This window comes from Flavihumibacter sp., from assembly GCF_036676075.1.
GTDB lineage: Bacteria > Bacteroidota > Bacteroidia > Chitinophagales > Chitinophagaceae > Flavihumibacter.
In genome coordinates, this window is the sequence record NZ_JAKFDQ010000022.1 from 84,537 (window position 1) to 110,065 (window position 25,529).

A 25,529-nucleotide genomic window follows, 5' to 3' on the forward strand; every position below is an offset into this window, starting at 1 on the left:
TTGTATTTTATCTACTCTTTTGTAGTACCACTAAACCTTATTGTATGTCAAATTCCGCATGGAATCAGCATTCTGAAGCAGGCAATTACACCAAAGAATATTGCCGGATTTTATTAGGGATTGCTTTAATGGGAAGCTTTATTACAGCCGTTTGGAATATGGGTGGCTTCTCAGAAATCCAACAAACGGCCTTACTTCTTAAATCAAAGGGATTCGATTACCGGTTTTACGGAGCAATCGAGCTCCTTCTCCATGAAAAAATGATCGGTATATTAGTAATGGTATTCGGGGCCGGCCTTGTATTTTATTTTACCAATTCAGGCAATGCCGATAATTCTTTAAAGGCCGATTTATTTATCCGAAGGCAAATATGGCTTATAATCCTGGGGGTGGTGAATGGACTGATATTTTTGTTTTCTGGTGATATCCTTTTCCACCTGGGGATTTTGGGTATATTATTGTTTCCCTTTACCAGGCTTTCTGTAAAAGGTCTGCTTCTTGCCACACTTATAACTGCCTTAATTTTTACGGCTAAAATTTATTGGGATTATGCAGATCATCAATCCGCCTATAAAAAGCATAGGGCAGTTCTGGCTATTGAATCCAGGATCAAAAAGGATTCAGCTATTGCAAAAACAGCAACCCTAAACAAACTCCCGGCTGACTCCGTTAAAGCTAAGAAGGATACGCTTACCAAATTACAACAGGAGGAAAAAGCTGCATGGGAAGGAATTGTAAAAGGAAGGCAATATGACTCTACTCGCGACGCTGGTGAAAAAAAACAACTACAGTCTGTCTCCTATATAACCTCATGGAAACATTTACTTCAAAGGGTCCAGGGTAAACAAGCCAGCTGGACTTACACAAAGGGTATCTGGGATTTTGGAAGCCTGATTTTGCTCGGGATGCTATTATTTAAATCAGGGTTTCTTACTGGTAATTTAAACATTAGAAAATATCTTTTTTATGCGCTTCTATTTCTTGGCGCTGGTTTACTATTAGGTTGGTGGCGACTTCACCAGCAACAATTATCCCTTATCAATTATGAAAAATACATTGCATCAAACTGGGTGCCACCAGCTATGTTCATGCCTTTTGAAAAACTATTTATGGTAACCGGATATGCATCTCTGGTTCTGTGCCTTTCACAATTAAAACAGTCCAATGCGTTTTGGCAGGCATGGTCTGCTGTGGGGCGATTGGCATTGACCAATTACCTGATATTGTCGATCGTATCATCCCTCTTTTTCTATGGATTTGGTTTGGGTTATTTTGGGCGTCTTACCCAGGTTCAATTATATCTTTTTGCTGCGGAAGTCATACTGGTACAGGTAATATTAAGTGTTCTCTGGATTAGATTCTATAAACAAGGGCCGGCAGAATGGTTACTCAATTCACTTGTGAGTGGAACCTGGGAATCTCTACCAAAACAAGAACCGAAAGTATCAGCTTATCCCTCTTCAATAACTAGTAATTAAACCTTAGAATTTATTATATGGAACTAAACAGAACCCCTGATTCTCCTCATCCGGTTTTTTCAGCAGATCGGATCAAATCAGTTGATGTTGTGAGAGGTGTTGCCCTTCTCGGGATCCTGTTAATGAATATTCCAGGCTTTGGTATTCATTGGAGCAAATTTTTTGAAATCATTAAAGGACCATATGATTCAGTTGATTTCAAAACAATGCAAACAATATTTATCTTTTTTGAAGGCACAATGCGGGGATTATTCTCAATGCTTTTTGGCGCAGGGATGATCCTTTTTATGATGAATAAAAAAGAAGTTCCCGGAGCACCCACCGTAGCTGAATACTATTATCGAAGATTATTATGGTTGGTATTGTTCGGTGTATTTAACGCCTATATATTATTATGGCGCGGCGATATCCTGTTTTTTTATGGAATAGCTGGAATGCTATTATTTCCATTCCGCAATGCGGGAACAAAATGGTTATTGACCTTATCTGCGCTTTGTCTTTTTGTGGGACTATTGAAGATCGATTCCAACTACCAGGACCTCCGTAATAAACGACATGCTTACCATGCTGCAGTTAAAGCGGAAAAGGAAAAAAAGAAACTCACCCCGGCCCAGGAACAGGCAAAAGCCGAATGGCAGGAAATGGAGAAGCAAAGAACCACAGTTGATTCTGCCATAGTTAATAAAGATCTGGAAGCAATGCATTCGAATTATCCCACAATCTTCAGGCATTTATTGCCACAAAATGCCGGTAGTGAAACGTGGGGAGGCTACCATGGCATCTGGGATAGCCTCACCATGATGTTCCTGGGGATGGCTTTATTTACTGTCGGATTTTTTTCCAATAAATGTAATACATCTACCTACCTTTTATGTTTAATTATTGGATATACTATTGGCATAACCTGTAGCTGGGCAATGTTTTGGAAAGGAGTAATTGGTGGTGTCAATATTGGACAGTATGTTGATCAATATAGGGTAGGGCATGAAATATTATATGATTGGAAGCGGGTATTTATTTCCCTTGGACATGCAAGCCTGATAATGCTCGTATATCGCAGCCAGCTGGTGCCATGGTTAATGCAGGCACTCTCCAATGTTGGTCAGATGGCTTTTACCAACTACCTGATGCAAAGTATTTTCTGCACTTTTTATTTCAACGGATACGGATTTGACAAGTACAATGAACTTCGTTTCCACCAACTTTATTATGTGGTGATAATTATCTGGATATTTCAATTGATTTTTTCCACTATCTGGCTAAGATATTTCCGATTCGGACCCTTTGAATGGCTTTGGCGATCGTTAACTTACTGGAAGCTTCAACCGATGCGTTTGCATAGAACTGAACCAGTTGCCAATTTTGAAAAGGAGCTTGCCTGATCTTAATTAAACCAGAAGTAATCGATAAAAAAAGGAGATGACATATGCCATCTCCTTTTTTATTATAACGGTTAAATCCGTCAGGAAACCTAACTAGAATGCTTTCTTGTCCTTCTTTTCCTTAGCCTTTTGCATTGGCGTAATGCCAGTACTTTGACCACGGGTACCCTGCTTCATTTTGTAAAGCTGGAACTTACTTGGTTCAGCTATAGTGCCCCAGGTATTATTGGATTCATTGATATCCGCAGTTTCACGCATAGGGTCAAGTTTGATTGATTTAACTTCCTTGTCCTTCAAATACACCTTGGTTACCTTATTTTCATTCTTCCGCCAGATCTGGGCAGGAATACGGTCAATATCCTTACTGCCATCCGCATATGTGAACTCAACAATGATTGGCATTACAAGGCCTCCCTTATTTGAAACAGCAACCTCATAAATGTGTTTGTTCGCATACTTCTGCTGAATTTCTGCGTCTGCTTTTTCAATGTTTGAAGCGGCCGGAATGGTGTAGGTAGTGGTATCAACTGGTTCCAGTCCACGGGCATAACGCCAGTAAAAATCACGCAAGGTTGTATCTCTGTCTACCTCAAATACAACATTCTTGTCTTCACGGTTACGCACTTTAGAAATATCCTCAAATGCATTAACCTGCGGTTTTGCAAGTTTAGTGGTAGTTACACCTGATGGATTCCTGTTCACAGGCTCTCCAAATTCAGGACGTAAATATCTGACAGTATCAATAGCCATATCCGTTACGTCTGTACTATAGAACCATCCCCTCCAGAACCAGTCAAGGTCTTCAGCACTCGCGTCTTCAAGCGTACGGAAAAGGTCAGCAGGTGTCGGATGCTTGAATGCCCAGCGACGTGCATACTCTTTAAACGCATAATCAAACAACTCACGTCCCATGATGGTCTCCCGCAGAATATTTAATCCGGTTGCTGGCTTTGAATAGGCATTTGGACCAAAACCAATGATGTTTTCACTATTGGTCATAATTGGTTCCAACTGGTCTTTAGGTAGCTTCATGTAATCCGTAATATAAGCAGCCGGCCCACGACGGCTTGGGAACTTATTATCCCAAAGTTCTTCAGTCAGATATTCTACAAATGTATTTAGTCCCTCATCCATCCATGACCACTGACGTTCATCACTATTGATGATCATTGGGAAAAAGTTATGACCAACTTCATGAATGATAACCCCCAACATTCCATACTTGGTGCTTTCACTATATGTTCCATCAGGCGCTGTGCGTCCATAGTTGAAACAGATCATCGGGTATTCCATACCGTTTGATGCTTCTACACTCTGCGCTACCGGGTATGGATATGGAATGGTAAACTTTGAATAGGTTTTAATGGTATGCGCAACAGCCTTGGTAGAGTAGGGGCGATAGAGTCCATATGCTTCCTTGCCATAGAAACTCATGCACATAACCTTTTTACCTTCAACATTTGCCGGCATGGCATCCCATACAAATTTGCGGCTTGAAGTCCAGGCAAAGTCACGAACATTATCAGCCTTGAATATCCAGGTCTTCTTTGACTTGCTTTTGTTTTTTTCTGCAGCCTTGGCTTCATCAAGGGTAACGATCTCAACAACATCCTTAGCTGTCTGGGCCTTCTGCCAACGTGCAAGTTGTGCGGCATTCAAAACAGCAGGGTAATTCAGACACTCACCCGTTGAACCAACAACATGGTCGGCGGGAACTGTCATCTGAACCTTGTAGTTTCCAAAAACAAGGGCAAATTCACCTCTTCCTGTAAACTGATGGTTCTGCCATCCCTGGAAATCGCTGTAAACACAAAGGCGTGGGAACCACTGTGAAATCGTAAACAAATGGTTGCCATCTTCCGGGAAGAATTCATATCCACCTCTTCCGCCTTCCTTCATACGATCACTGATCCGGTAATTCCAGTCTATCTTCAAAACATATTTTTGTCCGGGCTTCAATGGAGTAGGAAGATCCACACGCATCATTGTTTTATTCACAACATACTTAAGTGGTTTATTAAGTGCATCTGTAAGTTTGGTAATGTTAACACCAAAATCATTCTTTTCATTCTCATAACGCTTGATGAAAAGATCTGATGTTTGCGCGCCCATTGTACTTGCATCCTGGTAATCTGCATTGCGCTCTGAACTGTGTTCGTTTTCATCCAGCTGCAGCCACAGATAGGTCAGAACATCCGGAGAATTGTTGTAGTATGTTACAGTCTCCGAACCTGTTAGCCGAAGGTTCGCTTCATCAAGTTCCACCTTGATATCATAATCGGCCCGCTGCTGCCAATACTTGGGGCCAGGGGCTCCACTTGCTGTTCTGTACTCGTTCGGAGTTGGTAAAATGGTTCCCAACTGCTCAAACTTGTTCGCATGGTTGGATCCGGGATTGTTCTGAATGTTCTGGGAAAACGCCGGTAAGGCTAAAAATCCCAGGCATGCAAAGAGTAGTCTTCTCATGTTATTATTGCTGTTTGTGTAGGTTTTCTGACTGAGGGAATTCTTTCTATTGCCATTTTTAATGAGAACAGGAGAATGATGGAAGAAAGGATCCCGATCCACCAGCCCTGCCCGATTTTAAACTTTTCAACGAATATATAAGATAGCAGTAAAACAACCGCTACTACAAATAGTTGACCAACTTCTATGCCCAGATTAAATGCCAGAAGATGGCTGCTTAAATTTTGGCCTCCCTCCAGGTCAAGTAGGAGATTTGCATATGCCAACCCATGTATCATTCCAAAAAACAGGGCAAGGAAATATATCAGTGACAATTTACTATGCTGCCTTCCAGGCTTATAAAATAAATTACTTAATGCTGTGCCTGCTATCGTAAGAGGGATGAGGAACTCTATCCATTCTACATCCATTTTAACATGCCCTAATACACTGAGAACAAGTGTAATGCTATGCCCGATCGTAAAGGAGGTCACAAGTATGAAGATCTTTTTCCAATCCTGGATCCTGTACCTTAAACATAGTGCTGTAATGAATAATATGTGATCGAGAGCATCCCAGGTCAGAATATGTTCTACACCCAGGCCGAAGTAAAGGTTAAAATCTTGCATAGTTCGTCAGGTCTCCAAAATAAATCAGAGTTTTGTGACAGAAAAATTTAATTGTTCAATGGCAGTAGTTTTGTTTAAGTGGTTAATGACATCCTTTATAACCGTCCTCCATCCATTTTATGTAGGGGTTACTGAAATTCAGCATAACCCTGCTGAAAAGACCATTGAGATCAGTGTCAAACTATTTATTGATGATTTTGAAAACGCATTGGGCAAGTCCTATAATACCAGCATCGATCTTACCCATCCAAAAGACGCCACCCGTACAAATCAACAGGTGGCAGATTATCTTTCCGAAAACTTAAGGTTAAAGGTTAACGGTAAACCAGTGCGTCTTGAATTTGTTGGATATGAGCGTGAGCGTGAAGCCGCCTGGTGTTATGTGCAGGTTAGTAATGTTATTTCCGTAAAGAATATAGAAATTGAAAATACCCTTTTATATAACTCTTTTGACAAGCAGATAAATCTCATGCATTGTACAGTGGGGGGACAGCGAAAAAGCTCAAAACTGGTGCATCCCGATCATACGGCTGAATTTGACTTTTAATCAGCATCATCCATCCCTTCACGGATATCTTCGGAAATGGTCACTAATATCTTATCGATCCTGAGTGCATCCATATCAATGATCTCAAATCTAAAGCCCTTCCATTCCATAGAATCTCCGGTTTGCGGAATACGCTCCAGCTTATGTAGTATAAATCCTGCCAAAGTATTGAATTCATGTTCGCCTTCATTCATCCAGTCTGTCATTTCAAACCTTGAAAGGAAATCGTAGAAAGGTATTTGAGCATCTACCAGGTAAGAGCCATCATCACGCTTTATGATTTCATAATCTTCTATGTCCGGCTGGGGAAGGTCGCCAACAATAGCTTCCAAAATATCGTTTAGGGTTATCATTCCCTGCACGCTTCCATACTCATCAACAATAAAACAGGAGTGTAGCTGTGATTCCTTAAACCGTTCAAGAACCCGGTAAGCCGTATTGTTCTCAGGAACAAACATGGCAGGTTTCATAATATGTTTAAAAAGAGTAAGATCATTTGTAATGTAGAGATCCTTGATTGATACAACACCCTTGATATTATCAATATCACCCTCACAAATCGGATAAATGGAATGTGGTTCCTTCAAAATCTTCTCCTTGATGGAAACCTCGTTGTCATTAAGATCAAACCATACGATATCACTCCGGTGGGTCATTAAGGAACTTATATTTCTGTCTCCAAGGTGAAATACACGCTCAATTATTTCCTGTTCTGCCTCATCAATTGTACCCTGCTCGGTACCTTCACTTATAATAGCTTTTATTTCTTCTTCAGTTACTTGGGTATCATTGCGTTGAACATTAAATAATTTAGAAAGAAGATGCGTCGATTTGCTGAGAAGCCAAATAAACGGATGGGTAATCCGGCTGATGATATGCATGGGACGGGCAACCAGTTTGGCAATCTTTTCGGGATTGCTAAGGCCTATTCGTTTTGGAAGTAGTTCGCCAAGCACCATACTGAAATAGGTCAGGATTATTACCACCACAGTTGTTGCAATACCATTGCTGTACGGTGCAAGTAAAGGGATGCCCTGGAAAAAAGCAGCCACATCCGATGTTACAGTGTCACCCGAAAATATACCCGTCAATATCCCGATCAGGGTAATACCTATTTGCACGGTTGATAAGAATGTATCCGGATGGTTTGATAGCTCAAGGGCTTCCCTGGCCCGGGCATCACCCCTGTTGGCCTGGCTTTCAAGCCTTGCCTTACGGGACGAAACAAGCGCTATTTCAGCCATCGAAAAAAGTCCGTTTATCAGGATTAGTCCCAGTATTATAAGAATCTCCGTCATTTTTATTGTATTGTCAGCTGGTTTTCACAGGGGGCAGCCCGTAATTCTTGTTGAAGATAACACTCATTCCGTAACCAATACCGGCGCCTACCATTCCACCTGCTATCACGTCAAGCGGAAAATGTACACCAACATATACTTGTCCATAGGCAACAGCTGCAGCTGCCAGGAACAAAAGGCTTATAAAGGGCCCTGTAATATGTCTTAAAGTGAGGACCATAAAAGTGGCGAAACCAAATTGATTAGTAGCATGTGATGAAGTGAAGCTGCTGCTTCGGGGACAATAGCTGATAAAAAATCGAACTTGCTCGGCAAGTAACTGATCACGGCAGGGCCGGGTTCTGAAAATATTATTTTTGATAAGGTTGCTGCTCACCTGGTCTGTGATCGCAATGGTAACTATAACTGCTATTACCCATATCCAGCCCCTTTTTCCGAAATTAATTGCAGCAAATACAAGGAAAAACAAGTAAAGGGGCACCCAGAAATAGGTTTCCCGAATATGCTGGAAAACCATGTCAAGCACCGGGCTATGCCATTCGCTGTTGATGCGAAGCATCAGGCTCCTGTCATATTCAATTAACCGTTCTATAAGATCCATGTTGTTTTCTAACAATCACAAAAATAAGCAGTTATGTATTAACCGCATGGTGAAGTTTAAATAATTCCGACTTTTGCACACTATGAACAGGATCCCCCGCACCGTTAGATGGGTCTTTGCAATTTCCATCCTTTTGCTTTTGGCCATGACCGCCGCTCGTGTTTTTAGCTGGTATATGTTTCGTTTACCCGAAACCGAAACAGACAATATATTCCCCACCTTCTGGCTTGGATTTCGGTATGATGCACGCGTGGTTGCCGCCATAGGGCTGTTTTTTCTCCTGTTTTCAGCCTTTCCTGTCCTAAATCCCTTTCAAAACAAAAACGCCAGAAGGATCTGGATTATCTATTTTATACTGGTCAGCTTGTTACTCACTATTTTCTTTGTTGTGGATTTTTTGCATTACCGCTACCTGAACCAGCGACTGAATGCAAGTGCTCTTAGCTTTCTGGAGGATGCAAAAATATCAGCAGGGATGGTGTGGCAAACTTATCCCGTTTTTCGAATAATCCTTTCCGTTATTGTGATTAGTTGGCTGATCGCAAAAACAATCCGATGGATTTATTCATTTATCGCTGATACAGGATTGCCTCCAACCCGTCGTTCGCGAATCAGTTTTTTTGTGGCTTCGTTCCTGGTTTTTGCCCTGGCCATATTTGGAAGGGTTGCTCAATATCCTCTACGCTGGAGCGATGCATTTAACCTGGGAAATGATTTCCAGGCAAATATTGCCCTAAACCCGATACAATCATTTTTCAGTTCTTTTAAATTCAGGAGTTCATCCTATGATGCATTAAAGGTTAAAGCTGCTTACCCGCAAATGGCCGCTTATCTTGAAGTAGATTCTCCCGACCCCGAGAAGCCTAATTTTAAAAGGCTTGTGGCTCCTGATTCTTTGTATAACTGGAAAGGAAGGCCATCACCCAATATTGTTCTGGTGCTATGTGAGAGTTTCAGTGGTTATAAAAGCTCTATGTGGGGAAATCCCCTGAATGCAACACCCTATTTTTCTTCCCTCTGTAAGGAAGGTTTGTTCTTTGATAATTGCTTTACACCACTTATCGGTACTGCCAAAGGTGTATGGGCAACCATTACCGGTATTCCGGATGTTGAACTGGTTAAAACAGCTAGCAGGAATCCGCTGATGGTTGATCAGCATTCCATTATCAATGATTTCCGGGGCTATGAAAAATATTATTTTCTGGGAGGAAGTACAAGCTGGGCAAATATCAGGGGTATACTTACTAACAATATTGCCGGACTTCATCTTTACGAGGAAGGAAGCTACTCCGTTCCAAATGTTGATGTATGGGGGATAAGTGACCATAACCTTTTCAGGGAGGCTCACGCAGTTCTCGAAAAAGAAAAAAAGCCATTCTTTGCTGTTATACAAACGGCAAACAATCATCGACCATATACCATTCCTAAGGAAGACCAGGAAGCAATGGGACTTGTCAACTATCCCCAGGACAGCCTAGATAAATTCGGATATCGTAGTAATGAAGAATTGAACGCATTCCGGTACATGGACTTCAGTATTAAACAGTTCATGGAAACAGCAAGACAATCTCCTTATTTTAAACATACAATTTTTGTGTTCATAGGAGATCATGGAATTGCCGGCAATGCTAATTTTGGTTTTCCATCTTCCTGGACGGTTAACAGCCTCTCAGCAAATCATGTTCCTTTATTGTTTTATGCACCTGGAAAATTGCCTGCAATGAAACTGCATGATCTCGCATCGCAAATCGATGTATTGCCAACACTGGCAGGAATTGTAAATATTCCTTACAAAAATACTGCAATGGGTCGTGATCTTATGGTTGCCCACCATCGCGATAGTGGGAGGGGGAATATGGCTTTTATTATGGATTATAATAACAAGAATATTGGTCTGCTGAAAAATCAATTTTACTATAACCGGCCTATGCAGGGTAATGCTACAGTAATGGAGTGGGCAGATTTTGCCGTTCCATTTAAAGGGAATATTCCTGATACGGCTCCATACGAATGGTGGAGCGAGGCATTCTATGAAACAGCACGATATATGCTTTTGAACAATAAAAAATCGGAAGACTAATTCTCTCCTAAACCTTTATTTTTTTGGCCATCATTATAAGGCGTGGCGACTTTCGGACATCATAATGCCCGAATTCATAATCGCCATAAACTTCCTGGATCTGGAGGTTATGAAAAGAAAACATATCGTTGAAATCGCCCAGAGAAAATTTTGCAACCTTTTCTGTATACTCTAATGGCTCTTCAAAATTTTCATCTTCTACAACGATCCTTTTATAAAAATGAGTTTCATCAAACCATTTTGTAATATAAAAATTCACTCCATCTATTTCTTCTTCACTCTTATGTACCAAATGATCTTCTGCATAATGTACATTCAGAAAATCCATCACAAATAGAGCATTTGGTTTCAAAGACTGAGCAATGGTTCTTATTGCATTGTAGTGTTCGCGCTCTGTTCGGAAATACCCAAAACTGGTAAAAAAATTGAATGCATAATCATAATAATTCATCCTGAAAGGGAGCCTCATATCATGTACATAAAAATGCAGGTTCTCCTGTTCATATTTTAGTGCTTCCTTGATACTGTCCTCCGAAATATCAATGCCTGTAACATCAAATCCCATCGCTGCAAGGCTCCTTGAATGCCTGCCTCGGCCGCACGCAATGTCAAGCATTGTAGAGCCTGCCCCGGGTGCCAGCTTTAACACCAGTTGCCGGATGAATTTATCTGCTTCATCCTCATCCCGCTTAAAATAAAGAAGATGGTAGTATGATGAATTGAACCAGTCGCGAAACCAACTTCCTGTCGGCATGTAGGGGTATTTTTACCAAAAGTAAAGGGCGAAACCCAAATAATCGCTTATTTTTGGAATACTTAAACCTTTCGAACTGTGGCATTGATAAAAAGTATTTCCGGAATTCGTGGTACCATTGGCGGGCTTCCAAACACAAATCTGACTCCCCTCGATATTGTAAGATTTTCTGCTGCTTACGGCAGCATGCTTTTATCCGGTAACAAATCCGCTAAAGTTGTTGTTGGGCGTGATGGGCGCATATCCGGTGATATGGTCAATCAATTGGTTTTGCAAACGCTGGTGGGCCTCGGAATACAGGTTGTTGACCTCGGATTATCTACCACTCCAACCGTTGAAATGGCGGTTAAATGGGAGAAGGCAGATGGTGGTATCATTATAACCGCAAGCCATAACCCTAAAGAATGGAATGCACTGAAATTACTCAACAGTGATGGTGAATTTATTTCTGCAGAAGCGGGTGCCCAGGTTCTTGAATTAGCAGCTAAAGAATCTTTTAAGTTTGCACCCGTCGATAAACTTGGTTCAATAACAACAAATGATACTTACCTCGATAAACATATTGAGGTTGTATGTAATCACCCCTTAGTGAATGTGGAAGCCATTCGTGCCAAAAATTTGAAAATTGTAGTTGATGCCATCAATTCGTCTGGCGCCATTGCAATGCCTAAATTATTGAAAGCACTTGGTGTGGAAGAGGTAATTGTTCTCAATGAAGAAGTAAACGGAAAGTTTGCCCATAACCCCGAACCCCTCCCCGAAAATCTTTCCGGGTTGAGTGCTGAAGTCAAAAAGAAGGATGCTTCATTGGGCATCGCAGTTGATCCCGATGTTGACAGACTTTGTTTTGTTTGTGAAGATGGCAGCATGTTTGGTGAAGAATTTACCCTGGTTGCTGTTGCCGATTATGTTCTCTCGAATAGAAAGGGTAACACTGTCTCTAATATGTCATCCACCAAGGCATTAAAGGAAATAACATTAAAACATGGCGGCGAATATTTTCCCTCACCTGTAGGGGAAGTTAATGTGGTGAAAAAGATGAAGGAAATGAATGCCGTGATAGGAGGGGAGGGCAATGGTGGAATTATTATGCCTGATCTTCATTATGGTCGTGACGCCCTTATCGGAACCGGCCTTTTCCTGAGTGCTTTGGCACAACATAAAAATGGTATTAAGTCGTTTCGCTCCAGGTACCCCGATTATTTCATCTCCAAGAATAAAATCGAACTTGAGCAAAATATTGATGTAAAAGACCTGTTTGAAAAAATAAAGAAGAAATACAAGAAGCAGCCGGTCAATACTGAAGATGGTTTGAAGATTGAATTTGATAGTGATTGGGTTCACCTGAGAACCTCTAATACAGAGCCGATAATCAGGATTTATGCAGAAAGTAATTTCGAGACCACGGCCAATAATATAGCACTCAGGCTAATGCAGGATATTAAAGAGTTCCTTTAAATCAAAATAAATTCAGAAATTTGCGGCTCCCTGTTTAAGGGAGCCTTTTTATTTAAATGCATTCAAGTGAACAGAACTTATTTCGATAATGCAGCAACTACCAGCCTTGATCCGGCAGTGCTGGAGGCTATGATGCCATACCTCACTGAAAAATTTGGCAATCCTTCTTCCATCTATTCCTACGGCAGAGAGAGCCGCCTGGCCATAGAGAATGCCCGTAAATCAGTCGCTAAGATCCTTAATGCACACCCTGCTGAAATATTCTTTACCTCAGGCGGCACAGAAAGCAGTAATACTGCCATAACCGCCGCAGTTAGAAATCTTGGCTGCAAGCATATTATCAGTTCCAGGATAGAGCACCATGCTACCAGTCATACGATCGAATACCTCCATAAAAAAGGAGAAGCTGCCCTCAGCTATGTAAAACTTCTTCCAGACGGTCATATCGACCTTGAAGACCTGGAACTTCTCCTTAAAGAATGTGAGGATAAATGCCTGGTAACGCTGATGCATGCCAATAATGAAATTGGCAACCTGCTCAACATTAATGCCGTAGGCGAGATTTGTAAAAAATACAATGCGATCTTCCATTCAGACACTGTTCAAACAGTAGGGCATTACCCTTTTGACCTTAGGAAAACACCGGTACATTTTATTACAGGTGCTTCACATAAATTTCATGGTCCCAAAGGTGTAGGTATGCTCTATATAAATGAAAGCGTTCACATAGAACCATTCCTTCATGGCGGATCGCAGGAAAGAAACATGCGTGCGGGAACTGAAAATTTATATGGTATCGTTGGGTTTGCAAAAGCGCTTGAAATCGCTACCAACAATTATGAGGCAGATAGTAAATATGTTGCTTCCATTAAGCAATACATGGGAGATCAGTTGAAGGCTCATATAAATGGTGTTGAATTTAATGGTGATGCCTTCGGTAATAGTCTCTATGCTGTACTTAATGTTTCGTTCCCGAAAACAGAGAAGTCTGAAATGATATTATTTAATCTCGATATCAGTGGCATATGCGCATCAGGCGGAAGTGCCTGCACCAGCGGTGTTGACCAGGGATCACACGTTATCCGTGCCATTAAAAACAATCCCAACCAGGTTGCTGTAAGGTTCTCCTTTAGTAAGCATAATACTAAAGAGGAAGTTGACTTCGTAGTGGATAAGCTTAAAGGAATGATCTGAAGATTCCAGGTTTGTCATTAACAAAACATTAGAACCAGCTCTTTTTACTTCTTTCTCCTCATGTGGTCAGAATATTGAACGGCTTTCAAATCCGCGTCAACTAATCATATGAGATCAATAATTACACTACTACTGTTATTGTCGGCTACTGTTTTCAGTTATGCCCAGTCTGATGTAAAATTTGGTGTTAAAGCAGGTGTCAATTTTGCTACTATTGGTGGCGAAGCTAACCATCAACTTAACCAGATTCTTGAATGGACAAATGGCTATGTATCAACAACCGGACGTACTGGTATGCATGTTGGTGGCTTTGTTCAGTTACCAATTTCTGAAACAGTTGTTATCGAGCCTGGTTTAATGTATTCTACTAAAGGATATACACTCAAGGGTGATGTTGATTTGAAAGTGTTGGATCTGTTGGGTATAGGCGCAAAAGCCGACCTGATGTCACAATACCTCGATATGCCGGTACTTATTAAAGCTACCCTTGGTAATGGTTTCCAGATTTATGCAGGTCCACAGATTTCTTACCTCATGAACGCCGATCTCCGCACCAGAGCCAGCGTACTTGGTGTGAATCTCCTCAATAAAAAGTTTGATGTAACTGACCAGTTCAATAAAATTGATGCAGCCCTTACTGCTGGTATTGGTTACGAATTCCGAAATGGAGTAGCCATTAACGCAGGTTATGATTACGGACTTAGCAGGATAGATGCTAACAAATCAGTTAATGCCCGTAACCAGGCTGTGAAAATTGGAATGTCACTTAAATTCTAATAGTAAAGTAGTCCTCTGAAATCCACAAAAAAAACGGCAGCTTATAGTTGCCGTTTTTTAGTTGATCATGTTTTTTATCTCCTGAAGTTTTAAAAGCGCCTCAACGGGCGTAAGCCGGTTGATATCGAGCCCTTCCAATACTTTACGGATCTGGTCAAAGGTTTGGGAGTGCACATCAAAAATAGATAACTGTATTTTTGGTCCACCGATCTCCTTCACTTTATGACCCAGATCTTCAATTCTGGGAGATCCTGCGCTATTGTCATGATCTGAAATATCATTTCCTGAACCAAGATGTTTGCTTTCTAATTGTTCGAGGATCTCATTTGCCCTGTTAATGAGAGTGCCCGGCATACCCGCCATACGGGCAACATGAATTCCAAAGCTATGAGTACTTCCTCCCGGTGCAAGCTTGCGAAGGAAAATAATTTTATTACCTACTTCCTTATTGGTAATATGAAAATTTTTAACCCTTTCCCATTTATTTTCCAGCTCATTCAATTCATGATAATGTGTAGCAAAAAGGGTTAGTGGCGCATGAACAGTTTGGTGCAGGTATTCTACAATACTCCACGCAATGGATATTCCGTCATAGGTTGATGTGCCTCTTCCAATTTCATCCAGCAGGATCAGACTTCTCGATGTTACGTTATTAAGGATGCTGGCCGTTTCATTCATTTCAACCATAAAAGTTGACTCTCCTCCGCTAAGGTTATCTGATGCACCAACCCTTGTGAATATCTTATCCGTTATAGGAACCTCTGCTTCATCAGCAGGTACAAAACTCCCCATATGCGCCATAAGTGTTATAATAGCTACCTGCCTGAGTAAAGCACTTTTACCACTCATGTTGGGTCCCGTAAGAATAATAACCTGCTGTTCACTTTTATTTAGTTCTATATCATTGGATACATATTGTTCTCCTGCGCCAAGGAACCTTTCAATAACCGGGTGACGTCCTGCTTTTATGGTCAGATCACCACCCTCATGCATATGCGGCCTTTTGTATCGGAATTGCAGGGCTATATTGGCAAAACAAACCAGACAATCAAGTATGGCCAGAATATTTCCATTCGCCTGTATAGGTTGTAGATAATCCTGCAATTCGTTCAACAAAGACTCAAATAATTCAAGCTCGATCCGCATGATCTTATCCTCGGCACCCGTTATCTTTTCTTCATACTCTTTTAACTCCGGTGTTATATATCTTTCGGCATTTGCCAGGGTCTGCTTCCTGGTCCATTCTGCAGGAACTTTATGTTTATGGGTATTGGTTACTTCAAGGTAATAGCCGAACACATTATTGAACCCTATTTTCAGAGATGGTATTCCTGTATTCACTGACTCCTTCTGTTGCATTTGTACCAGGTATTCTTTGCCGGTACTTGCGATGGCCCTTAAATCATCCAGCTCCTTATTAATTCCCGATGCAATAAAACTCCCCTTTGCTGTTGTTGGAGGGGCATTCTCCACCAACTCTGCATGGATTTTAGCCGCTATATATACACATGGATTTAATGCATCCGAAAGCCGCGCGAGGTAATCATTGCTTGCCCCGCCACAAAGCAGTTTTATGGCTGCTACCTGTTCTAATCCCTTTGCGAGCTGCAACACCTCGCGCGGACCAATCTTTTTCAGTGGTATCTTGCTTACAAGTCTTTCAATATCTCCCGCCTGGCGGATATGCTGCGATAACTGATTGCGCATATCCACAGATGTTATAAAAAATTCCACCAGGTCCAATCGCTCATTTATCCGCTTAATATCTTTTAGCGGGAATACGATCCAACGTTTCAATAACCTTGCGCCCATGGCACTCACTGTTTGGTCCATCACCCTTAATAGCGAGTGACTCTCCGCACCGGGTGTACCCAATAGTTCCAGGTTGCGAACAGTAAACCGGTCCATCCAAAGAAAATCATCCCTGTCGATCCTTTGCATAGAAGTAATATGCTGAAGGTTGGGATGTTCCGTATCCTTAAGGTAATGCATTATGGCTCCGGCCGCAATCAGTCCATTAGTAAGTGATTCTACTCCAAAGCCTTTAAGGGAATGTGTCTGGAAATGTTTTAATAGTATGTCCTTTGCATAACTGTCCTGGAATATCCACTCATCAAGTGAATACGTGTAAAACCGGGGACCAAAATATTCCTTGAACAGTTTCTGTCGCGGGCGTTGGAACAAAACTTCTGCCGGCTGAAACGACTGTAACATTTTATCCGCATACTCGCGGTCACCTTCAGCAATGAAGAACTCGCCTGTTGAAATATCAAGAAATGCAATTCCAAAAAGGTCATCGCTAACAAAATATAAACTGGCAAGGAAGTTATTGGAATGGTGGTCAAGTAATTTATCACTGGTGGCAGTACCAGGCGTCACCATTTCCGTCACCCCTCTTTTAACAATGCCCTTGGCCATCTTCGGATCCTCCAGTTGGTCGCATATAGCCACACGGTATCCAGCCTTAACCAGTTTATGCAGGTATGTTTCAACCGAGTGGTGCGGAAATCCTGCCAGCTCCGACGCCGAGGCTGAACCATTGTTTCGCTTGGTAAGGGTAATGCCCAAAACCTGGGAAGCAATTATGGCATCCTGCCCGAAGGTCTCATAAAAATCACCGACCCGAAACAACAGGATCGCATCGGGATACCGCTGTTTGATGGCCCGGTGCTGTTGCATTAAAGGGGTGTCGGCACTACTCTTTGACATGGCCAGCAAATATAGGTGCTAAGGACGCTGCAGGAAAGCGTGTTTTAGCGGTGGGGGGCAAAAAGTGAATATCTTTGCAGGATGCGAAAACTCAGCATGGATGAACTGAACCGCAAAACTGTGGAAGAATTCAGGGAAGCCGCTAAAATACCGATCATAGTAGTGCTCGATAATATTAGAAGTATGCATAATGTAGGAAGTGTTTTCCGTACAGCGGATGCCTTCCTCCTGGAGGCTGTTTACCTCTGTGGCTATACACCACAACCTCCACATCGCGATATTCATAAAACAGCACTTGGCGCTACAGAAAGCGTAGAATGGAAATATTATCCTTCAACGCTCGAAGCTGTGGAATCCCTTAAAGAAGCCGGATATGGTATTTATGCGGTTGAGCAGGCTTCTGGCAGCTATCTGCTTAATCAATTGGAAACAACAGCCGGCGAAAAGCTGGCAGTGGTTTTTGGTAATGAAGTTAGCGGCGTGGATGCCAATGTTATTGCTGCCAGCAATGGATGTATTGAGATCCCGCAACTTGGAATGAAACACTCACTGAACATATCTGTTGCTGCGGGAATAGTTTTGTGGGAACTAGTACGTGAAAAAATATAATTATGACAGCTATCCGGAATTATTTAAGCCTCATTAAATTTTCGCATACCATTTTCGCAATGCCTTTTGCCATGATCGGTTTTTTTCTTGCAGCAACGGGCGCCACAGGGTATTTCGGCTTCCTCACACAGGATTACAAATCCGCCATCCTGAAATTTATTCTTGTAATACTTTGTATGGTTTTTGCCCGCAGTGCCGCCATGGCTTTTAACAGGTATCTCGACAGGCATTTTGACGCGAAGAATCCCAGAACAGCAATACGCGAAATTCCCGCAGGCATAATCAGTGCCGATAAAGCCCTGCTCTTCACAATTTTTAACAGCCTCCTTTTTGTGGCAACATGCTATTTTATTAATGCCCTTTGCTTTTACCTTTCCCCGGTTGCATTGCTGGTAGTTCTTGGGTATAGTTTCACCAAAAGATTCACCGCACTTTGCCATCTGGTTTTGGGGCTTGGACTCTCACTGGCACCCATCGGGGCTTACCTGGCTGTCACCGGACAATTTGATTGGCTCCCAATACTTTTCTCCTTTGCCGTCATATTCTGGGTTAGTGGATTTGATATTATTTATGCTTTGCAGGATGAAGATTTTGATCGCAGCCAGCAATTGCATTCCATTCCGGCTGCCCTGGGCCGGGCTAAAGCATTATTCGTTTCACGCCTTCTGCACCTGTTGAGCGCTACCAGTGTGATCATTGCCGGTATATATGGCGAGTTTGGCTGGTTATACTGGGCTGGCGTGGCCGTATTTACGGGCATGCTGATTTACCAGCAATCCATTGTAAGCAAAGACGATCTTTCACGCGTTAATATTGCTTTCATGACAGCCAACGGAATTGCCAGTGTTGTATTCTCAATATTAGTTATTACCGACCTCTTCCTTCGTTAATTCAATAACATCAACTAAACCAATAAACCTTCATGCCAAGAGTGCTCGCAATTGATTATGGTGGCAAAAGAACAGGCATAGCGGTAACAGATCCATTTCAGATCATTGCCAGCGGACTTACAACCGTTCCATCCAAAGAGCTGATACCGTTTCTTAAAAAATATTTTGAACAGGAGGAAGTTGAACGCATCATCATTGGCGAACCCAAAAACTGGGATGATACTGATACCCATGCCACACCATTGGTGGAAGCCTGCATTAAAGATCTTAAGAAGAATTTTCCCCAGATGCCCATTACCAAAGTGGATGAAAGATATACATCAAAAATGGCCAGACAGAGTATGCTGGAGAGTGGGATGAAAAAAAAGGACCGACGTAATAAAGCTTTGGTAGATGAGATCGCCGCTACAATTATGCTCCAGGAATGGCTGGGGCGCGCCTAAGCCTCCCTCTTCTTCAGGTTCTTTTCCTAACTTTGCAAATCGTTTAATTAAAATAGCAGATGATTCTACCAATAGTGGCATATGGACATCCCGTACTGAGGATGGTAGCAAAGGATATATCAGCAGATTACCCCGAACTGGAAAAACTGATCGCAGATATGTGGGAGACTATGTATTATAGTAATGGAGTAGGACTGGCAGCACCACAGATCAACCGCGATATCCGATTGTTTGTAGTGGATAGTAAGCAAATATTTGAAAATCTCGACGACGAAGAAAAAGCTGAATACCCGGGTGATGCTGGTATTAAGCAGGTCTTTATAAATGCACATATCAAAACACTCAATGGTGATGATTGGCCTTATAATGAGGGATGCCTGAGTATTCCGAAGATTCGCGAAGATGTATTCCGCCCCGAAGAAGTTACACTGGATTATGTTGATGAAAATTTTCAGCCTCAATCAACAACCTTCACCGGAATTACCGCACGCGTAATCCTGCATGAATACGACCATATTGATGGCAAACTTTTTATTGATCATCTTAAACCACTGAAACGTAAATTGCTCAAAAGCAAATTAGATGATATCTCTAAAGGTAAAGTGCGCGTTGATTACCGAATGATGTTCTATAAATAATTTCCCTAATGAAACTCAATAGAATACCTGCCCTGAAAATACTGATGGGAGGTGTTTTGTTATTTGCTATCGCACCGCTCCATTCCCAGGATACTACCATATTGGTTGATCAGAAAGTGGTTACATTGAAAGAAGTTGTTGTACGGAATAATATGGACATTCCTTCTTTTATCAGACGGATTCAATTCGATACCAGCTTTTACCGTGCCTTCAAAAACCTGCGCCAGCTGAATTATTCTTCCATCAATGATATCAGGATGATGGATAAGAAGGGAAAGGTCATAGCTTCCCTTGAAAGCACCATTCGGCAAAGAGTTGACAGAGACTGCCGCCAGATGGAGGTGTTGAAAGAGACGATAGGAGGTGACCTGAAAAACAGGAAAAATGAATGGAACTACTACACAGCAGAAATGTATGCGGCTTTGTTTTTTACAGAAGGTATGGTTTGTGGTGCCCAACAATCTGTTGCAGAAGCAGAGCTCAGTCTCAAAAAAAAGAAAGGACTCCATAAGCATAAAGAACAACTGAAAATGTTGTTCTTTAATCCCGGACGCAAAATTCCAGGTATTCCATTTATTGGTAATAAGATCAATATCTACGAATTACCCATGGCCCGGCTCTATAACTTTGAAATGGATATGGAGTATTACCAGGGGCGTAACGCTTATACTTTTAAAATAACGCCCCGCCCCAATCTTACCGATGCTGAAAGAAGCAGTATAGTTATTAACCAGATCAATACATGGTTTGATGCTTCCGATATGCGCATTATCGCACGCACCTATGATATGAGCTATAATACAGGCATCTATGACTTTAATGTACAAATGGAAGTTGAGATGGGAAAAATCAATGATCTCCTGGTTCCCATAACAATCCGCTATATCGGAAACTGGAAAGTAGCCACCAAAAAAAGAGAAAGGGGCATATTTACAGCCACCATCTTTCAGCTTTCGGAATGACTGATCCCCTTGAATTTTACATAATTCCGCCATTTCTCTATCAGTAGTTGCATATCAGTTGCAAGCTCACTTTCAAATAATACATGTTCACCGGTGCCAGGATGTTTAAACCCGATATTCTTTGCATGTAGCGCATGCCTTGGACAGGTATTGAAACAGTTTTCAATGAATTGTTTGTATTTGGTATAAACCGTCCCTTTTACAATCCGGTCGCCTCCGTAAAAATCATCATTGAAGAGAGGATGACCAATATGTTGCATATGTACCCTGATCTGGTGGGTTCTGCCCGTTTCCAGCCTGCATTCCACAAGCGTTACATATCCAAAGCGTTCCAACACTTTGTAGTGGGTGATGGCGTCTTTGCCATATTCCCCTTCCGGATATGCATCAAATAGTTTACGGAATCTTTTATGCCGGCCAATGTGTGCAACCACTGTGCCTTCCTCTTCAGCAGGATCACCCCATACCAAAGCAATGTAACGGCGAAAAACAGTATGGTCAAAAAATTGCCTGGCAAGGGAGGTGACCGCTTTATCATTTTTAGCTAATACCATCAGGCCACTGGTATTTTTATCTATCCTATGCACCATGCCAAAGCGGGGCAGGTTTTCTTCCGTGATATCCTTGTTCTGCTGTTGTAAATACCATGCAACTCCATTGATCAGCGTACCGGAAGGATTTCCTGATGCCGGATGCACCACCAATCCAGCCGGCTTATTAATGATAATAATATCATTATCCTCGTAATGAATATTAAGGGGCATCTCCTCCGGAACTATATGCTCACCTCTTTTCTCCCGGTGGGAGTAAACTACTATCTCATCAGCCGGCCTTATCTTATAATTGCTTGCAACGGTTTTGCCATTTACCAGTACCCTGCCCGCATCAATTGACTTCTGAACTTTATTACGGGTAGCATACTCGATACGGGCCACCAGGAATTTATCGATCCGTAAAGGTTCCTGTCCCGCATCAATTCGGATAGTATGTTGCTCATACAGTTCTTCTGTGAAATCCTGCTGTTCTTCTGATTCATCTTCTGTATGCGCCATAACCATGTTTCAAACTAATTTTCGCAAAAATAGGCATCTGCACCCAGCCTTACGCTAATTTTGCAGGATGCAGGATGTATTGTTTAAAGACCTGGGGCAAATGGATTATCAGCAGGCCTGGGATATGCAGGAGGATCTTCTACTGTCTAATGTAACTAAAAAGGGTAGTGGACTAGCCAGCAATACGGAACATCACCTTTTATTTGTAGAGCACCCTCCCGTTTATACCCTGGGCAAAAGCGGGCACATGGAACATGTGCTGATTTCAGAAGTTGAGCGTGAAGAAAAAGGGATCGCATTTTTTAAAACGAACAGGGGTGGTGATATTACTTTTCACGGTCCCGGGCAACTGGTGGGATATCCAATATTTGACCTCGAAAAATTCTATACCGATATCGGGAAATACCTGCGCAACCTCGAAGAAGTGATCATCCTCACCATGGCAGCTTATGGTTTGAAAGGGGAGCGGTCAGCAGGCGAAACAGGGGTTTGGCTCGACCCGCAAGTTCAAGGCAAAGAAAGAAAGATATGCGCCATGGGCGTCCGCTGCAGCAGGTGGATCACAATGCATGGTTTTGCATTTAATGTAAATACCGACCTCAGCTATTTCGATCATATCGTTCCCTGCGGTATAAAACAGAAAGCAGTTACTTCATTGGAAAAGGAATTGGGGCAAACACCCGATATGGAAGAGGTGAAACAAATAGTTAAAAGAAGTTTTGAAACTGTCTTCCAGATCAGGTTACAAACGATTGACACCAACATTATCAGAAATCTTTACTGATATAAAAGCGGTTTTTTTCAAGAAGCACACCATCCTCGTAAAGTTCAAAATGGTACCAGCCAGCATGCATGAAATTCGATTTCTCCATGATCAAAACCTTTTCGGTAACCTCCCTGATCTCAAATAAGGGGGATTTGTCTGCTTCAAAAAAGGATACCCTGTACTTCTTTCGCCCTGCCTGGGGTAACTGGATATTCAATAATCCCCTTCTGTCAGTGAATATATAGGGGGATGGCCTGAATACATCGCGGGGAACAAAAGGTCTGATATATATGGTATCGGGATGAGAAACCAGAAGCGTGTCTTTCGTGCGATAGCTGATAGAATCACGAAATTTACGGAGTTCAGTATCTGGGATCCTGCCCTTAATAGTATCTGCTCTTTTTACTGTATAATAATGAATAGGCTTTACTACTGTGGGTGCTTCAGTTCTACTGGAAGGATCCTTCTTTTCGGGAACGGTGGAAACCTCAGGACTCTTCTCATTTTTAATAACTGCAGGTTCATTTTTGTCCACAACGCGTGAAGGAGCAGCAGTTTTTGCTTTCTGGCTTTTGCTGAAAACATAACGACCACTGTCAAGTAATATATAGAGTCGGTAAAACTGACTGGTATCAGGCGAACGTGAATCAAGATAACCATTCTGCAGAACGGTAGGATCAGGTATGGTCATGATGGTCTTGAATAAGCGCTGACTATCTGCTGAACGTTGAATACTAAGTTGACGGATTTTTTTGCCATAGGGGTTGGTCCAGCTAACCAGCACTTTATTGCCTGAACGTAATACCACATTGAACGCAGGAAGTGTGTCCTGGGCCCATAATTGTGGTGCGCAGGTTGCCAACAATAAAAGTAATCCCAGCCTGATCATCATAGAATTAATACTTGCCATCGGTGACAAATATAAGATAGCACTGATGGTAATCAGACGTTAAAATATCAACTCACCGGGCATTAATGATCGGTTTCCCTGTAATCCACCACTGTGAATCAATAGCAGCCGCGACCCCTTTTTGAAATAGTGCTCCCGAATTAATTTATCCACACCATATAGCATTTTCGCAGTATATACAATATCAGTCGGGATGGAAGTGGCGGCATAAAATTCATTCATAAACGCTATGAGCTCCGGAGGATGTTTGGCATATCCACCGAAATGAAAATCGAATAATATCCTAAAATTACGGTTAGCATCACGCAGGCTCCTTCGTACAGAAGCGCTTAACTGGTCATTTCCCTTCAGGCTGCTGATCCCTATAATTTCCTGGAGTGGAAGAGCGGCATTGCAGATCCCGGTAAGCATGGTGCCGGTACCTACGGCACAACAGATATGCGTATAGACTGCTAAATCAGGCACAAGAGATAGTATGGTTTCAGCCCCGGCAATTCCTTCCGGTCCCCGGCCTCCTTCAGGCACCACCAGCCAGTCAGGAGGTAGCAGGGAAGGATCATTCTGCAGGATTTGCGGATCGCGATAGGCATCCCGGCTCACAAAAACCAGTTCCATACCATATGATCTGGCTTCGGTTAGGGCATCCGATAATTTTACTCCTTCTTCTCCGCGCACAATTCCGCGGGAGCCCAGTCCCGCCTCCCGTGCTGCAAAGGCCAGGGCAACAAGGTGATTCGACCAGGCCCCGCCAAAACTCAAAATGCCTTCCTTGCCCTCCCGGATGGCATTCTGAAGGTAAACCTTCAATTTGAACCATTTATTTCCTGAAACAACCGGATGCAGCTGGTCAAGCCGGAGGATATCAGTTTCAACCGATTGCAATGCTGAGTACCTGAACGATTGTATTGGGATACTATGAAGGGGAAGGGGTATATTCATCGGGGTATATTATATTCGTGCCCTCAAACTCAAAATTAGAACAATGCAACCAACACTCGTGATACTGGCAGCCGGAATGGCTTCCAGGTATGGTAGCCTCAAACAGATACAGGGATTTGGTCCAAGTGGTGAAACAATAATGGAATATTCCATTTATGATGCGATCAGAAGCGGCTTTGGAAAAGTGGTTTTTATTATCAGAAAAGACTTTGAACAGAATTTCCGGGAACAATTCGGCTCCAAATTGGAAGGGAAAATAAATGTGGAGTATGTATTCCAGGACCTGAATGCCTATGTTGAAGGCGATGTTCCGGCTGATCGTACCAAACCATGGGGTACAGCTCATGCTGTATTGTGTGCAAAATCTGCCGTTCAGGAACCTTTTGCGGTTATTAATGCAGATGATTTTTATGGCAGGGATGCATTTGAAAAGGCATATAATTTTCTGGTGAATGATTGTAATGAACGCACCTATGCTATTATTGGTTATGAATTGCTCAAAACCCTTTCTGACCACGGAACGGTTAATAGGGGCGTTTGCAGACTTGATGAAAAAGGCAATCTTAAGTCAATTGCCGAGCGATTGAACATCGCATTGCGGGATGGAAAAATCACCTGTGATGATGGCATGGAACCTCATGAACTGCCGCTGGATAGCAGTGTATCCATGAATTTCTGGTGTTTCCACCCTTCCATTTTTGCCATCAGCCACGATATGTTCCGTGAATTCGTGAATGTCAATAAAGAAAATCCAAAGGCAGAATTTTTTATACCTATTGTAGCTGATGAATTCTCCAAATCCGGAAAAGGGGTGATCCCGGTGATCGCCACCAGTGCCGATTGGTTTGGGGTTACTTATAAAGAAGACGCGCCAAGTGTTCAGGCCAGCCTTGATGCCCTCGTAGAAAAAGGGGAGTACCCGCAGAGCTTATGGGGATAAGCTTATTGCACAAAAAAACTGGCGCTAT

23 protein-coding genes are annotated in these 25,529 nt (G+C 42.2%); 14 read left to right on the plus strand and 9 right to left on the minus strand.

What is annotated here, in order from left to right:
* The first annotated feature begins 44 nt into the window (after window positions 1-44).
* A complete protein-coding gene (locus tag V6M43_RS16830; RefSeq protein WP_332737293.1) occupies window positions 45-1,478 on the plus strand; it encodes a DUF418 domain-containing protein in 1,434 nt (477 codons plus the stop codon).
* Window positions 1,479-1,495: 17 nt separating this feature from the next.
* Window positions 1,496-2,860: a DUF418 domain-containing protein gene (locus V6M43_RS16835; protein ID WP_332737295.1), complete on the plus strand. Its 1,365-nt coding sequence runs from the start codon at window positions 1,496-1,498 to the stop codon at window positions 2,858-2,860.
* A 93-nt stretch (window positions 2,861-2,953) separates the two neighbouring features.
* On the opposite strand, the gene V6M43_RS16840 is transcribed toward V6M43_RS16835, so the two are convergent.
* Both V6M43_RS16840 and V6M43_RS16845 read right to left on the minus strand, forming a co-directional pair.
* The gene (locus tag V6M43_RS16840; RefSeq protein WP_332737296.1) at window positions 2,954-5,326 is read right to left on the minus strand and encodes a M1 family metallopeptidase; all 2,373 of its coding nucleotides are present in this window, start codon (window positions 5,324-5,326) and stop codon (window positions 2,954-2,956) included.
* Window positions 5,323-5,934: a HupE/UreJ family protein gene (locus V6M43_RS16845; protein WP_332737298.1), complete on the minus strand. Its 612-nt coding sequence runs from the start codon at window positions 5,932-5,934 to the stop codon at window positions 5,323-5,325. Before V6M43_RS16845 ends, V6M43_RS16840 begins: the two co-directional genes overlap by 4 nt.
* A gap of 58 nt (window positions 5,935-5,992) precedes the next feature.
* On the opposite strand from V6M43_RS16845, the gene V6M43_RS16850 reads away from it, so the two are divergent.
* A complete protein-coding gene (locus V6M43_RS16850) occupies window positions 5,993-6,481 on the plus strand; it encodes a DUF6702 family protein (protein ID WP_332737300.1) in 489 nt (162 codons plus the stop codon).
* Here the strand turns inward: V6M43_RS16850 and V6M43_RS16855 are convergent.
* Window positions 6,478-7,779: a hemolysin family protein gene (locus V6M43_RS16855; RefSeq protein ID WP_332737301.1), complete on the minus strand. Its 1,302-nt coding sequence runs from the start codon at window positions 7,777-7,779 to the stop codon at window positions 6,478-6,480. The genes V6M43_RS16850 and V6M43_RS16855 overlap by 4 nt on opposite strands.
* 13 nt (window positions 7,780-7,792) lie before the next feature.
* Window positions 7,793-8,380, minus strand: coding sequence for a phosphatase PAP2 family protein (locus tag V6M43_RS16860; RefSeq protein WP_332737303.1), 588 nt, complete (start codon window positions 8,378-8,380; stop codon window positions 7,793-7,795).
* Window positions 8,381-8,462: 82 nt separating this feature from the next.
* Here V6M43_RS16860 and V6M43_RS16865 point away from each other — a divergent pair, with 82 nt between their 5' ends.
* Entirely contained in the window at window positions 8,463-10,460 is a 1,998-nt protein-coding gene (locus V6M43_RS16865; protein WP_332737305.1) for an LTA synthase family protein, read from the plus strand.
* Window positions 10,461-10,467: 7 nt separating this feature from the next.
* On the opposite strand, the gene V6M43_RS16870 is transcribed toward V6M43_RS16865, so the two are convergent.
* On the minus strand, window positions 10,468-11,214 hold the full coding sequence (locus V6M43_RS16870; RefSeq protein WP_332737307.1) for a class I SAM-dependent methyltransferase: 747 nt from the start codon (window positions 11,212-11,214) through the stop codon (window positions 10,468-10,470).
* A 78-nt stretch (window positions 11,215-11,292) separates the two neighbouring features.
* Here V6M43_RS16870 and glmM point away from each other — a divergent pair, with 78 nt between their 5' ends.
* The 3 genes from glmM (at window position 11,293) to V6M43_RS16885 (ending at window position 14,643) form a co-directional block, all read left to right on the plus strand.
* Window positions 11,293-12,672 (plus strand): phosphoglucosamine mutase, encoded by a 1,380-nt coding sequence (glmM, locus tag V6M43_RS16875; RefSeq protein ID WP_332737309.1) that lies wholly within the window; start codon window positions 11,293-11,295, stop codon window positions 12,670-12,672.
* Window positions 12,673-12,738: 66 nt separating this feature from the next.
* Window positions 12,739-13,866 carry a cysteine desulfurase family protein gene (locus V6M43_RS16880; RefSeq protein ID WP_332737311.1) on the plus strand — a complete coding sequence of 376 codons (1,128 nt, stop codon included), beginning with the start codon at window positions 12,739-12,741 and terminating at the stop codon, window positions 13,864-13,866.
* A 108-nt stretch (window positions 13,867-13,974) separates the two neighbouring features.
* Window positions 13,975-14,643 carry a porin family protein gene (locus V6M43_RS16885; protein ID WP_332737313.1) on the plus strand — a complete coding sequence of 223 codons (669 nt, stop codon included), beginning with the start codon at window positions 13,975-13,977 and terminating at the stop codon, window positions 14,641-14,643.
* A gap of 57 nt (window positions 14,644-14,700) precedes the next feature.
* Here V6M43_RS16885 and mutS read toward each other — a convergent pair whose 3' ends face one another.
* Window positions 14,701-17,352 carry a DNA mismatch repair protein MutS gene (gene mutS, locus V6M43_RS16890; protein WP_332737314.1) on the minus strand — a complete coding sequence of 884 codons (2,652 nt, stop codon included), beginning with the start codon at window positions 17,350-17,352 and terminating at the stop codon, window positions 14,701-14,703.
* Between the two features lie 81 nt (window positions 17,353-17,433).
* On the opposite strand from mutS, the gene V6M43_RS16895 reads away from it, so the two are divergent.
* The 5 genes from V6M43_RS16895 to V6M43_RS16915 are packed head-to-tail and all read left to right on the plus strand — an operon-like array spanning window position 17,434 to window position 20,894.
* Complete coding sequence (locus V6M43_RS16895; protein ID WP_332737316.1) at window positions 17,434-17,961, plus strand: RNA methyltransferase; 528 nt, start codon at window positions 17,434-17,436, stop codon at window positions 17,959-17,961.
* Between the two features lie 2 nt (window positions 17,962-17,963).
* On the plus strand, window positions 17,964-18,851 hold the full coding sequence (locus V6M43_RS16900) for a UbiA-like polyprenyltransferase (RefSeq protein WP_332737318.1): 888 nt from the start codon (window positions 17,964-17,966) through the stop codon (window positions 18,849-18,851).
* Window positions 18,852-18,883: 32 nt separating this feature from the next.
* Window positions 18,884-19,294 carry a Holliday junction resolvase RuvX gene (gene ruvX / locus V6M43_RS16905; RefSeq protein ID WP_332737320.1) on the plus strand — a complete coding sequence of 137 codons (411 nt, stop codon included), beginning with the start codon at window positions 18,884-18,886 and terminating at the stop codon, window positions 19,292-19,294.
* A 59-nt stretch (window positions 19,295-19,353) separates the two neighbouring features.
* Window positions 19,354-19,932 carry a peptide deformylase gene (def, locus tag V6M43_RS16910; protein ID WP_332737322.1) on the plus strand — a complete coding sequence of 193 codons (579 nt, stop codon included), beginning with the start codon at window positions 19,354-19,356 and terminating at the stop codon, window positions 19,930-19,932.
* A gap of 8 nt (window positions 19,933-19,940) precedes the next feature.
* Window positions 19,941-20,894, plus strand: a complete 954-nt coding sequence (locus V6M43_RS16915) for a hypothetical protein (RefSeq protein WP_332737324.1) — start codon at window positions 19,941-19,943, stop codon at window positions 20,892-20,894.
* Here the strand turns inward: V6M43_RS16915 and V6M43_RS16920 are convergent.
* Complete coding sequence (locus V6M43_RS16920; protein WP_332737326.1) at window positions 20,879-21,946, minus strand: RluA family pseudouridine synthase; 1,068 nt, start codon at window positions 21,944-21,946, stop codon at window positions 20,879-20,881. The two genes, V6M43_RS16915 and V6M43_RS16920, sit on opposite strands and share 16 nt — an antisense overlap.
* Window positions 21,947-22,013: 67 nt before the next feature.
* On the opposite strand from V6M43_RS16920, the gene lipB reads away from it, so the two are divergent.
* On the plus strand, window positions 22,014-22,730 hold the full coding sequence (gene lipB, locus V6M43_RS16925) for a lipoyl(octanoyl) transferase LipB (protein ID WP_332737329.1): 717 nt from the start codon (window positions 22,014-22,016) through the stop codon (window positions 22,728-22,730).
* Here the strand turns inward: lipB and V6M43_RS16930 are convergent.
* A complete protein-coding gene (locus V6M43_RS16930; protein WP_332737331.1) occupies window positions 22,714-23,622 on the minus strand; it encodes a hypothetical protein in 909 nt (302 codons plus the stop codon). The genes lipB and V6M43_RS16930 overlap by 17 nt on opposite strands.
* A 39-nt stretch (window positions 23,623-23,661) precedes the next feature.
* Window positions 23,662-24,561, minus strand: a complete 900-nt coding sequence (locus tag V6M43_RS16935) for a 1-aminocyclopropane-1-carboxylate deaminase/D-cysteine desulfhydrase (protein ID WP_332737333.1) — start codon at window positions 24,559-24,561, stop codon at window positions 23,662-23,664.
* Between the two features lie 43 nt (window positions 24,562-24,604).
* On the opposite strand from V6M43_RS16935, the gene V6M43_RS16940 reads away from it, so the two are divergent.
* Window positions 24,605-25,501 (plus strand): sugar phosphate nucleotidyltransferase, encoded by an 897-nt coding sequence (locus V6M43_RS16940; protein WP_332737335.1) that lies wholly within the window; start codon window positions 24,605-24,607, stop codon window positions 25,499-25,501.
* Window positions 25,502-25,529: the final 28 nt, after the last annotated feature.